This is a genomic window from Acinetobacter sp. NBRC 110496 (assembly GCF_000876115.1).
GTDB lineage: Bacteria > Pseudomonadota > Gammaproteobacteria > Pseudomonadales > Moraxellaceae > Acinetobacter.
In genome coordinates, this window is record NZ_BBTF01000027.1 from 1 (window position 1) to 12,623 (window position 12,623).

At 42.4% G+C, this 12,623-nt stretch carries 9 protein-coding genes; 6 read left to right on the plus strand and 3 right to left on the minus strand.

Features of this window, described 5'->3' with window-relative positions:
- Positions 1 to 212: 212 nt before the first annotated feature.
- Both Aba26S_RS13285 and yccS read right to left on the minus strand, forming a co-directional pair.
- A complete protein-coding gene (locus Aba26S_RS13285; RefSeq protein WP_043972606.1) occupies positions 213 to 797 on the minus strand; it encodes a YcxB family protein in 585 nt (194 codons plus the stop codon).
- A gap of 105 nt (positions 798 to 902) precedes the next feature.
- Positions 903 to 3,077 (minus strand): YccS family putative transporter, encoded by a 2,175-nt coding sequence (yccS, locus tag Aba26S_RS13290; RefSeq protein WP_043972608.1) that lies wholly within the window; start codon positions 3,075 to 3,077, stop codon positions 903 to 905.
- Positions 3,078 to 3,185: 108 nt separating this feature from the next.
- Between yccS and Aba26S_RS13295 the strand changes: the two genes are divergently transcribed.
- Positions 3,186 to 4,403 carry a multidrug effflux MFS transporter gene (locus Aba26S_RS13295; RefSeq protein WP_043972609.1) on the plus strand — a complete coding sequence of 406 codons (1,218 nt, stop codon included), beginning with the start codon at positions 3,186 to 3,188 and terminating at the stop codon, positions 4,401 to 4,403.
- Between the two features lie 22 nt (positions 4,404 to 4,425).
- Here the strand turns inward: Aba26S_RS13295 and Aba26S_RS13300 are convergent, their stop codons facing one another.
- Positions 4,426 to 5,130, minus strand: coding sequence for a nitroreductase (locus Aba26S_RS13300; RefSeq protein ID WP_005244024.1), 705 nt, complete (start codon positions 5,128 to 5,130; stop codon positions 4,426 to 4,428).
- Between the two features lie 423 nt (positions 5,131 to 5,553).
- Between Aba26S_RS13300 and Aba26S_RS13305 the strand changes: the two genes are divergently transcribed.
- From Aba26S_RS13305 to sbmA, 5 genes are all read left to right on the plus strand, one after another.
- Positions 5,554 to 6,903, plus strand: a complete 1,350-nt coding sequence (locus tag Aba26S_RS13305; RefSeq protein WP_043972610.1) for a DcaP family trimeric outer membrane transporter — start codon at positions 5,554 to 5,556, stop codon at positions 6,901 to 6,903.
- 190 nt (positions 6,904 to 7,093) lie between these two features.
- Positions 7,094 to 8,329 (plus strand): sodium/glutamate symporter, encoded by a 1,236-nt coding sequence (gene gltS / locus Aba26S_RS13310; protein ID WP_005244019.1) that lies wholly within the window; start codon positions 7,094 to 7,096, stop codon positions 8,327 to 8,329.
- A gap of 94 nt (positions 8,330 to 8,423) precedes the next feature.
- Positions 8,424 to 9,905 carry a sodium:alanine symporter family protein gene (locus Aba26S_RS13315; RefSeq protein WP_005244017.1) on the plus strand — a complete coding sequence of 494 codons (1,482 nt, stop codon included), beginning with the start codon at positions 8,424 to 8,426 and terminating at the stop codon, positions 9,903 to 9,905.
- Between the two features lie 155 nt (positions 9,906 to 10,060).
- Positions 10,061 to 11,041 (plus strand): patatin-like phospholipase family protein, encoded by a 981-nt coding sequence (locus tag Aba26S_RS13320; RefSeq protein ID WP_005244015.1) that lies wholly within the window; start codon positions 10,061 to 10,063, stop codon positions 11,039 to 11,041.
- Between the two features lie 227 nt (positions 11,042 to 11,268).
- The gene (gene sbmA / locus Aba26S_RS13325) at positions 11,269 to 12,462 is read left to right on the plus strand and encodes a peptide antibiotic transporter SbmA (RefSeq protein WP_043972613.1); all 1,194 of its coding nucleotides are present in this window, start codon (positions 11,269 to 11,271) and stop codon (positions 12,460 to 12,462) included.
- The last annotated feature ends 161 nt before the right edge of the window (positions 12,463 to 12,623 follow it).

A 12,623-nucleotide genomic window follows, 5' to 3' on the forward strand; every position in this document is an offset into this window, starting at 1 on the left:
ATATTCCAGAGAGTGAAGTGCTGGATTATTTTGAAAAATTACAGGCAGAACCCAAACTAACAGCTCAATATGCGTTTTTAGATCGGCGCATAGACTGGAATAACGCATCTAATCTGCTTTAAAAAAATGATGACATTATCCTTAATTTTTCTTTTATTCATCCATTAAAAAAACCTCCCAGCAAGGGAGGTTTTGGAATCAATCTTTAAAGCTTAGATTGATTTGGCAGCACCAACGGTTTCGTTTAAATGCTTGCGTACGGTATTGAAAGAGAAATTCTTTGAATCCATGCGTTTTGGCAAAATATAAGCGCCTTGTTGTTCTTCACCTTTTGGCGTTTTTACTTTGAAGTTCACCAAAATAAAATCAGGAGAACTATACCATTCGTAAATGTCTTTCCAGCCAATAGTTGCAGTACCTTCTTGTAGGCCCATTTTTTGGCGCATTACGATACCATGTGGTTGTACCCCTAAACGTAAACCTTTGATTTCCTGTACTGGGAATTCAGTCATTTTACGTTTAACGTACCATTCCAGACCAAAACGTTTGATCAGATAGAACAGTACCACACTGATAATCACGACCCAGCAAATCACGGTTGAGTAGGTTGAATAATATTTAATAAGTCCTTCAGCAACCAATGAAAGCACAACCAGTGCAATCATAATCATCCATGCTTTGCGGCTGAATTTGTTGGTACTACGCCAAATCATCAGTTGAGCTTGACGTTGTTCAGCTTCAGAAACTTCATAAGGAACAGGTTGTAGCGTATAAGCGTATAGCGTTTTGGCGGTCATAGTATAAAAAATGAGTATATAACTGGGTTTAGTTTAACATCTATTGGCATGCAAAGATATTATGCCAATGGCGAATCATGGGAGCGGTTGCAATCTCAACGGCTGTTAAAGTGAAGCAAATTCGGTACCCTCTTCATTCGGTTCATGGCTTAGGCTCTGTTTTAGCATACTGAGACGCGTTAATACGCTGAGCATCAGTGAAAGTTGCTGTAAAATGATGAGCGATTTTGGATCATTATCATTATTGTCACTCAGGCGCTCACGGATGGTTTGCATCAGGTTTTGCGCAGATAGATCAGGAACTTCATCTCTCAGTAGTGCCCCTTGGATATCATCCAGAGCCTGATCAAGTAAGGCTAAGACCTCCTGATCTTGAATTTGCTCTCGATGCGCCCCCAATGCGGCGATATAGCTTAAAAAAGTATGACTGAGACATAAAAACTCAAACGCCTGACTTTTTTTATTGATATCGATATTCGGTTCTGTCGCAATGGTTGAGATCAGTGATGCGACTTCTGCATCGGTATTATGTGCGGTGCGGCGTACCACTCGATAATTCAAAGCATTGTTACGACCTTGATGATATTGTTCAACCACTTCCGCAAGGTATTTACATTGTGCCTGTAAAGAACGTTGAATCGAGCGGGGTAGTCTGCGGAATTTCCAGTCTGGCCAGATAAAGCTGACCCCAAACCATGCCAAGGCACAACCAATCACGGTATCAATCAAACGCGGAAAACCTGCAGCAAAAGCAGAACCATCTAAATTAAAGTTGATAAGGGCAAGGATCGTAATAAAAGCGGTCGCTTGGGCATATTGTTTACTGCGCAATTCAAGGAACAGTACACCGCTCAGAATCAGCATTACCAACTGTCCTTCGATCGAAGGAATAAAATAGATAATCGCCAGACCGACAATAATCCCGACCAGTGTGCCGATGATACGAAGGTATAAGCGGCGTTTGGTGGCATTGAAGTTGGGTTGGCAGACAAACAAGGCGGTGAGTAAAATCCAGTAGCCGTAAGCAATATTGGTGAGCTGAATAAACAGATAGCCAATAAAGAGGACGATGGATAAACGCACGGCATGACGGAATAATACCGATTCAGGCGTGAGATGTTGTTTTACCCGTACCATGATGTCATTCCAGCCCTTGAGATCATCATCTTTAAGCTGGTTCTCAGTATGCTCTGCATTAATCTTTTGCAGATTACGCTCGGTCTCCAAGTTTTGTAATTGAGCATCAATTGATTTGAGATTTTGATACAGTGCAAACAGGGCATTGATCCGGACTTGATCATATTGACCCTCTTCCCGCAGTTTTTCCAGCGATAGACGCAAGTTCTCAAAACTATGTTTAAAGCGTTTGTTATGCGTATAACGGGTACGACTTAAAATCGATTGCGCCAAGTCCTGACAGGCTTTGCCTTGGATGGACAAAATCCGCTGAAAACGAAATAAAATATCGCTATGTTGAAATACCTTTGCCAGCTTTTGATAATCAATATGGGCTGAGTCAGCGCGTTCATGGATGTCTTGTGCTACGAAATAATATTGCAGACTACGTCGAGTGTCTTTTTGCCCTCGGTCACCTTTGAGACGTGTTAATAATGACATGCGAAGATCATTAAAGATTGCGACTAACTTACCGTTTTCCATGGCGATATCAATCATACTTTGCTGATAGCTGGAAGGGGTCATGTCCACATCAAATAAGTTTGACTTGGCAAACAGGAAACTCCCCAGAGCCGTGTAGGATGCAGCAAGCTGATCTTGAACTTTTCGGACTGGAAAAAGCAGGAAGCTAATGGTAGAAAGCAAACCATACCATGCAGCACCCGCGACCAATAAGGCAGGTTGCATATACCATTGTTCAAATAAGTGCACACCCAGCATGGCATAGACCGAAATCACCAGACAGCCATAGGCAATGGTGGCATAACGACGGCCCAAAGAACCCAATAAAATCCAGCCGATACATGAGGCGATTAAGCCAATGGCAAAAGCGACAGGATAGGGGAATAACAGTTGTACCGAAGCGGCGGTAATAAAGAAACCAATATAGGTATAGAGCAGATTTTGGATGCGCACTGAAAAGCGATCATCAATATCACTAATCGCGGCGGCAACTACACCCAAAGTCAATGGAATGGTGGCCAATTGATCATTTAAAAGATAGGGAACAAAAGCTGTACCCGTAAAGGCGATTAACATGCGCACGTTATACATAAACGTGGTGTTATAAGTTGCTTGTCTTAAACGTCCGAACCAAGGATTCAAAGCTTGTCCTTTTTGTATTCTGCAATCGATTTTCTGATTCTTATTATGCACAAATATGTTGGGGATGCTAAGCTTAGAATCTAAGTAATAGATGAAAAGTAGAGCATTATGCAGGCAGAGCAACCCCATCAGCGTCAATATTCAACAGCATGGATTTTGTTGCTTGCCTTGTTAACCGCATTAGGGCCCTTATCAATTGATATGTACTTACCCGCTTTGCCACAAATGGCAGATGAGTTTGGGGTCAGTACACAAATGGTGGCCAATACCTTACCAGCTTATTTTTTAGGGTTGGCGATTGGACAATTGATCTATGGACCTGTCAGTGACCGCATTGGCCGTAAAAAACCCCTATATTTTGGTTTGGCACTGTATGCAATCGCCAGTCTGGCTTGTGTGTTCGCCACCAATGAATGGGCCTTGATTGCCGCACGTATCTTTCAGGCCGTGGGTGGCTGTGTGGGCGTGGTCATGGCACGGGCGACCATCCGTGATCGTTTGGACATGCAAGGTTCTGCACAAGCGTTTTCCAGCATGATGATTGTGATGGGGCTGGCACCGATTCTGGCGCCTATTTTTGGCGCATGGATTTTGAATTTCTTCCCATGGCAGGCGATTTTTATCACCTTGTCGATGATTGGGGTGCTGTGTTGGCTATGTGTGCATTTCTTCTTTAAAGAATCTCTGCCTGTCGAACGCCGTTTAAAACTTTCGGCTTATCAGGTCACGACGCTTTATGCCGCAATTTTCAAAGACGAAAGCTTCCGTGTGCCGATGTTTGCGGGTTGTTTAACGGGAGCAGCCTTATTCTGTTATATCAGCTCGGCTTCTGAAGTATTTATGGGGCAATATGGCTTATCCCAACAGCATTTCTCTTATGCCTTTGCGTTAAATGCCGCAGGGATTATGTTGATGTCATCTTTTAATAAACATCTGAATAGCCGAATGGGGATTTTCCAGCGTTTGCGCTTAGGCGGTTTAATCCAGTGTTTTGGTGCCTTGATTGTACTGAGTGCAGGTTTAATGGCAGATGCACCCTTGGTATTGTTAATGTCTGGTCTATTCTTGGTGGTGTCTGGAATTGGTTTGACGGGGCCAAATGCCATGGCTTTGGCCATGTCTCAGCAAGGTGCGCGTGCAGGCACAGCCAGTGCCATTATGGGCAGTATGCAATTTGCCTGTGGTTTGTTGGCAGGATTGATGTTGAACTTCTTGGTATGGAAAGCATCTTTAAATATGGGCATCATGATGCTGCTGTTTACCAGCGCTGGCTTTTTCGCGATTTTAAAAGTTGGACAACAGCAACAAAGCAGTCTCTCTACTTAGAGACACTGCTTGACCTCCAGACTTAGTCTAAAAAGACCGTGAAGTTTTCTACCGGTTCGCGAGGGGTAATAAATGTGTTGACGATATGTTCAGGATCAGCATGGCCTAAAGCTACAGCACAGACCAGTTCCTCATCTTCAGGTGCACCCAGAATATCGAGTACGATAGGATGAAAATGATTCCATGCTGCTTGTGGACAGGTGTCTAAGCCACGGGCTTTAGCGGCGACCATGACATTTTGGATCATCATGGCAATATCCATTTTTGAACCGATGCCCATAATCTTGTTGACGGTGAAATACAGGGCAACAGGGGCATCGAACAATTGGAAATTACGTAATTGCTGCGCCGCCATTTTTTCTTTCTCGCCTTTCTGGATACCCAATAAGCCATATAGTCCCCAACCATTGGCACGACGACGGTCAATGAAGGGTGAGATCCAGGTTGCAGGATAGTAGGCGAAGGTTTCTTGATATTGGGCTGCCAGTTCGGGTTTTTGCAGGAGTTCAATTTGCGCGCGACAAACACGGTCAATCATTTCGTTACGTTTTTGCCCGGTCACCACATACACTTTCCACGGCTGCACATTGGTCCCTGAAGGCGCACGACTGGCCACAGCTAAAATATCTTTGATGGTTTGGGTGTCAACAGGAGTATCTAAAAATGCACGTACCGAATGGCGAGAGGTGATGGCATCATCCACATAGCGGACTTGTTCCGTGTTCATAAAAACTCCTTATCATGTTGGTCTTGTGGTATCTGCAGACTATAAATCAATAAATCAACTTTCGTGATAATTTTCACGGCAAAATTTAACCGAGTATAGAAAATAGCCGAGAAAATAAAAGAATTAATGCGGCCTGTTACGCATTTTTGATATTTTGTTTAGTTTGTGTGAAAAAGAAAACTATTAGTAACATAATGAAATCGAAAAACTATTTTTTCATTGCTGTCAAAATGAGCAAAACTCCTTAAATAAAAAGTACACACAATATCCGAAATTTATGCATAATACGCCCTTTTTAAAAAATTGATTAGGCTTTCCTTACTGATAGGGTGAGGGGGATTTTCTATTTCGGGCATATTAAGTTTATCCGGCTATATGCTTATGGAAAATGTTGAAATATACACCAGATACAAGGAGCTTCTCATGAGTTTATCTCTCATCCGTAAGCCGTTCGTAGTACAAGGTTTGGCAATCACTGTTGCAGCCTTGATGATGAACAACACCCATGCTGCCAGCGAGCAAGAACAGATTCAGCAACTTCGTGATGAAGTGAAAGAATTAAGAGCGTTGCTTCAGCAATATGTTCCCCAAGCAAAACAACAAAGTGTGCTTGTTCCAGGACAGGAGCATTCTAATTTAAAGGAAACACATCCGGATCATCCTGCAAATGTAGCAGTTGCTCCTGTAGTACCTCAAAAATCACAACTGGTCTTTAATACCGCCTCTGGTGCGGAAGTTAAATTACATGGTTTCTTACGCGGTGATGCTTCTTATCAGGCCAAAGGTGGCGATGGGATCTTTAACCGTATCAATAAAGTCGATTTGGAAGGCGCTGAAAAGAACAGTGATCGTTTCTATAGCACGGCCACAGTGACGCGTTTAGGACTTGATTTTAAAGCGCCTGTTGAAGGGGCGAAGGTCGGCGGTAAATTAGAAGTAGATTTCCGCGGTGGTAGCAGTAATGACACCATTCGTATCCGTCATGCATATATGACCCTAAATGACTGGTTATTTGGTCAAACCACCTCGACTTTCCTGGCAACCGACTTGCAGCCAGAAATGCTGGATTTCAACTCACCGCTGGGTATTGGGACTTACCGTACACCAATGGTTCGTTATAGTGGCGCACTGAATCCAGATACACATTATTTTGTGGCCTTGGAAAAAGGCAATGATGACAATCGCGCGCCTGCTTTGACTTCAAAATTGAAATATGATTTTGCAGAAGCCAAGGGCACGACATCTGCACGTGCATTGATTACCGAAGCACGTAGTAGAGCGGCTTATAATAATGATAAGCAACTGAGTGCCAATGATTCTGAGTTAGGCTGGGGCGTTGCGGTTGGTGCAAAATATAAGTTCACTGATGAATTACAGGCGATGATCGATTATTCGCATGTTAAAGGTGACAGTAAATTCTTGTTGTATACCAACAATGCTTACAACGTAAACCCAAATAATTTTGCTTTAAACCTAAATGAGTTTGATGCCCTGACTGTGGGCACAACCTATCAAATTACACCAAAACTGCGTAGTACCTTGGCTTATGGCGCGATGTTTGCTGATGATAGCAATGATTTTGCTAAGCAGGCTGTTGTCGCTAAAGACACTGCGCAGAATAAAACCTTGCAACAAGGTTGGTGGAATATTATGTATTCACCTGTCACACCGATTACGTTTGGTCTTGAGTATATTTATGGCGAACGTAAAACTTTTGATGGACAAAAAGGTAAGGATAATCGTGTAGGAGCAATGGCTCGCTATAACTTCTAAGCCATCTATCCTGTAGGTGTAAATCATCCGTGAAAACTGAATTGCTGAATACAGGCAAAGTTCTTGCTTAGAACTGTATGCTTTTTATTAAGTTGATTGAGTTTTCACTCATTTTGAGAGTTACTATTTTATGCGTTCCAACGTGGCGAAAAAACCATCGGAAGAACAATTAAAATAAACGGAAGAAGATATGGAATTTACTTTTAATGGTTTCTACACCCTAATTTCGGCGGTGATCGTCTTGTTATTAGGGCGTTTACTCGTTAATAAAATTGACTTCTTAAAGCGCTATAACATTCCTGAGCCTGTTGCGGGTGGTTTGGTTGCAGCAGTACTTTCACTGCTTGTACACTCACTTTGGGGCTACAGTATCGTCTTTAGTAGTGAGTTACAAACCAGTTTTATGCTGATCTTCTTTGCTTCGATTGGCTTAAGTGCTAATTTCATGAAGTTGAAAGAAGGTGGTATTGGTTTAGTGATTTTCCTGATCTGTGTCGCATCATTTATTGTGGTACAGAATGCAGTTGGTATGAGCCTTGCAACGATGCTGGGTATTGATCCTTTGGTCGGTTTGATTGCAGGTTCAATCACATTGACGGGTGGTCATGGTACCGCAGGTGCATGGGGCGAAATTCTTGAAACCCAACATGGGATTCAAGGTGCTTTAGCGTTAGGTATGGCGAGTGCAACCTTTGGTCTGATTATCGGTGGTATTATCGGTGGGCCATTGGCGAAACTATTGATCAACCGCTATAGTCTTGCTCAAGCGCAAACGCCTGCAGAGATCAAAAATCGTGATACGCATCTGGATCAGCATCCTGATGAGCTTGCACCATTTGAAAATCCCCACCAAGTCCGTTTAATTACTGCGGATAATGCGATTACGACCTTGGGGATGTTTGCTGCATGTTTAGCATTTGCAGAATTCATGACTGGCTTTAGTAAGGGTACATGGTTCGAGTTACCAACTTTCGTTTGGGCACTTGGCGGTGGTGTGATTTTACGTAATATCTTAGAAAGCGTATTAAAAGTAGATATCTTTGACCGTGCGATTGATGTGTTTGGTAATGCGTCATTATCACTTTATCTCGCAATGGCATTGCTTTCATTGAAATTATGGCAATTGGCCGATTTAGCTGGTCCACTTGTTGTGATCTTAGGGGCGCAAACCATTACCATGGCATTGTATGCAGCATTCATTACCTTCCGTGTCATGGGTAAAAACTATGATGCAGCGGTATTGGCAGCAGGTCATTGTGGTTTTGGTATGGGTGCAACACCAACCGCAGTTGCAAACATGCAAGCGATTACCAATATGTATGGACCATCTCATAAAGCCTTCTTGATTGTTCCGCTTTGTGGTGCGTTCTTCGTTGATTTAATTAACGCAACAGTAATTCAATTAATTTTGAAATTCTTTGCCTAAGTCGGATCAAAAGCCCCAAGCGGGGCTTTTTTGATTCATCCATTGTTATCGTATATGTACGGATGTACATAAAATATTTAAAAGCGAATAAGTGATGAATGAAAAATTAAATGACACCCTGATGGCTTGGGTAAGTTTTTTCAATGATCCTTTATGGGACTTTCTCGTTGTTTTCCTGCTTGCAGTCGGTATTTTCTATACTATTGCAACGAAAGCAGTACAGATTCGAATGTTCTTCCACAGTATTAAGGTGATGAAGGGCAGCCGTAGTAAAGCTGAAGAAAAAGATTCACATGGACTTACACCGTTTCAGGCGTTTGTAACGGGGCTAGCAAGCCGTGTTGGTGTAGGTAACATTGCTGGTGTAGCAATCGCGATTGCGATTGGTGGACCTGGTGCGGTGTTCTGGATGTGGTTTACAGCATTACTAGGCATGAGTTCTGCATTTATTGAATCATCGCTCGCGCAGCTGTTTAAAGTGAGAGATAGTAATAGCAAGCAGTTCCGGGGTGGGCCAGCGTACTATATTACTCAGGGTTTACGTAGCAAGACCTTTGGGGTGATCTTTGCTCTGGCATTGATCTTTACGTATGGTTTCGTATTTAACTCAGTTCAAATCAATGCGATTGCAAACGCTTCTTCGCATGCATGGGGCTGGGACAAAGCCAATCTGGTTGCACACCTAGGTGGTGTTGATCTGGTTATTTCATGGGTTGGTCTTGCACTTGTTGTCTTGGTTGCATTAGCCATTTTTGGTGGTATTAAGCGTATCGCAAAGTTTGCTGAAATGTTTGTACCATTAAAAGCTGGTCTTTATCTTTCAGTTGCGTTGTATATCGCATTAAGCAACTATGAGCTCCTTCCTGGAATCTTCAAGTTGATCTTTAGCGAGGCTTTCCAGTTTAATGCCGCAGCGGGTGGCTTCTTTGGTGCCATGATTTCGATGGCAATGATGCAAGGGATCAAACGTGGTTTGTTCTCCAACGAAGCGGGTATGGGTTCGGCGCCGAACGCAGCTGCAGCATCTGATGTAAAACATCCAGTCAACCAAGGTTTGGTACAGATGCTTGGTGTTTTCGTTGATACCTTTATTGTGTGTACCAGTACAGCGATCATTATCTTGGTTTCTGGTGTTTACCATGATGCGGGCTTTGTCGGAGTTGAACTGACACAACGTGCTTTAGAGTCTCAAGTAGGAAGCTGGGGTGGCGATTTCCTTGCGATTCTGTTGTTCTTATTCTGTTATTCAGCCGTATTAGGTAACTATGCTTATGCGGAAAGTAATGTACAGTTTATCAATAACAATCCGAAAGTGATGTTCATCTTCCGAATCTTTGTATTGGTCATGGTGTACTTCGGTGCAATTGGTAGTGTTCCATTGGTTTGGTCAATGGCTGACTTATTCATGGGGATTATGGCAACCATTAACTTGGTCGCAATCTTACTGTTAACGCCAATGGCGCGTACATTATTGAAAGACTATACCTCACAGTTGAAGCAAGGGATTAAAGAGCCTGAGTTTAAAATTGATAAGTATCCAGAATTGAAGAAAAAAGTCGATTCAGATATCTGGTAATTGAATTCTGCCAAGATTGATCAAATCTAAAAGCTCCTTTCGAGGAGCTTTTTTTATGAACTTTTTATGAAAAATACAAAAAATTGATACAGTTTTTGGATGAGTAAACGCTAAAATTTGAGCAGTAGATATCGTAGATATGGCAATTGTGGCTTATGAAACAGCTTAAATTATGGGTGTTGGGTCTTTCCATGACTGTGTTGGCAGGGTGCCAAACAACATCACATTTAAAACCCGTGATTGAGGATGCCCAAGCTCAAGCTGTGAACCAACCCTTTACTGCCATTAAACAGCAGCAAAAACGCCCCGTGATTGCATTGGTTCTGGGGAGCGGCGGCGCGCGCGGCTATGCCCATATTGGTGTTATTGAGGTTCTGGAGCGGCAAGGGATTCGCCCTGATTTTATTGTGGGTACCAGTGCGGGCAGTATTGTAGGATCGATCTATGCCAGTGGCAAAAGTGCTGCCGAGTTGCGTGATATTGCATTAAAACTCAAAGCCAATGACGTTCGCGAAGTCAATGTGAGCCTCAAGGGCTTTTTTGATGGTAAAAAAGTAGAAGACTATATCAACGAGCAAGTGCATAACCTGCCATTAGAAAAAATGAAAATCCCAATGTATGTGGTGGCAACTGAATTAAAAGATGGCACCCGAACCGTATTTAATTATGGCAATACTGGACAGGCTGTGCGGGCTTCAGCATCCATTCCAAGTATGTTTATCCCAACTAAAATTCATGATGTTGAATATGTCGATGGTGGCTTGGTCAGTCCTGTACCTGTGCATGTTGCACGTGAGCTGGGGGCAGATGTGGTGATTGCTGTGGATATCCTTGCACAACCGATTCATACCGAAACCAGTAATGTCTGGGGGCTATTCAATCAAAATATCAATATCATGCAAGGGCGTCTGGCCGAAGAAGAACTGAAAGAAGCGGATATCGTGATTCAGCCTGACTTGCGTGAGAAAGCACATATTTTTGATGTCAAAGGCCGTGAGATGACCATGCAAGCAGGTGTTGATGCTGCCAATGAAAAGTTAGCTGAAATTCAATGGGCGATTCAAAGTAAAAGCTATCCAGCACAAAATGAACAGCAGGATATTGCCTTGAAAATGAGTACCTCCGTACCACGTTAAATTATTCTGTCATGATTGCCATAATGGACTTAAGTGTTTGAGTCCATTTACTAAAATCGCTTGTCGATAAAAACAAATTGTAAATCATCTACAAAAAGCTATCAAAAAGTTGAAAAAACAGGTAAATAACTACAAATCATCAAACTTTTTATCAGATCATTTTAAGTTTTAGGCCATAGGATGACCTAGTCAAATGAATCGCTACATAACAAGGATTGTTAAACACCATGTTTAAGTCTTTCTTTCCGAATCCGCGTCCGTTTTTTATTTCAGTTATCGTCTGGTTAGCACTCAATATGTTGCTCTGGTACACAGGGGGGCATAGCTGGGCGGAATATCTGGGTTTTCCTAAAGGCTATGCGGAGGCAGAGTTATCTGTTGGGATTAGCCGATTCTGGGAACCTTCTTCACTTTGGTTTTATCTCTGGTTTATCGCTGCAACTGCATTATTTGCTGGATTTTGGCGGATTTTCTCAGACAATAAATGGCAGCGCTGGTCGATTTGGGGATCTGCATTTATCCTGTTTAATATCTGGTTTGGCGTACAGGTGAGCCTTGCCGTCAATGCATGGTATGTACCCTTCTGGGATATGATTCAAAACATGCTCACCAATGGTGGAGGAAATATCTCCGACTTGTATAAAGAAACGATGGTGTTTCTATATATTGCCATGGTGGGCGTGACCCTTGCGGTTATCAATGCTTTTTTTACCAGTCATTACGTATTCCGTTGGCGTACAGCAATGAATGAATATTATACCGAACATTGGTCGAAATTACGTCATGTAGAGGGTGCAGCACAACGTGTGCAAGAGGATACTATGCGTTTTGCCACGATTGTGGAAGACTTAGGCGTTGAACTAGTCAAGGCAATCATGACATTGATCGCATTTTTACCTTTATTGTTTCAGCTTTCAAAACATGTACCCGAAATTCCGATTGTGGGCGAATTGCAATATTCTCTGGTTTGGGCTGCGGTGGTTTGGGCAATCTTTGGTACGGTTCTACTGATGGTGGTGGGGATAAAACTGCCTGGTCTTCAGTTTAATAACCAGAAAGTCGAGGCGGCATTTCGTAAGGAGTTGGTTTATGGTGAAGACCATGCGGATCGAGCGCAACCTGCGACTTTGAAAGAGTTATTCGGTCGGGTGCGTAAAAACTATTTCCGTTTATATTTTCACTACACCTACTTTAACTTAACTGCGACGTGGTATGGGCAGTTGGATGTGATTTACAACTTATTTGTGTTATTCCCTGCGATTGCAGCAGGTAAGTTAACCCTTGGCTTAATTAACCAGATTGGTGGGGTTTTTGGTAAGGTTCGTGAATCCTTCCAATATCTGATCAGTTCATGGAAAACCATTATCGAGTTATTGTCGATTCATAAACGTCTGAAAGCCTTTGAAAAAATATTAGATTAGTTTGAACAGTTTCGTTTCAGAAAGCCTTAGCTTGATGCTAGGGCTTTTTTATTGCCAACGATTTTAGCCAGTTTGTGGTTTTTATGTGAAAAGTGAATATATATTGCAACGAAAATGACTTTATTTGATGAAACTACTTCACTATAGTCGCTTGATAAAAT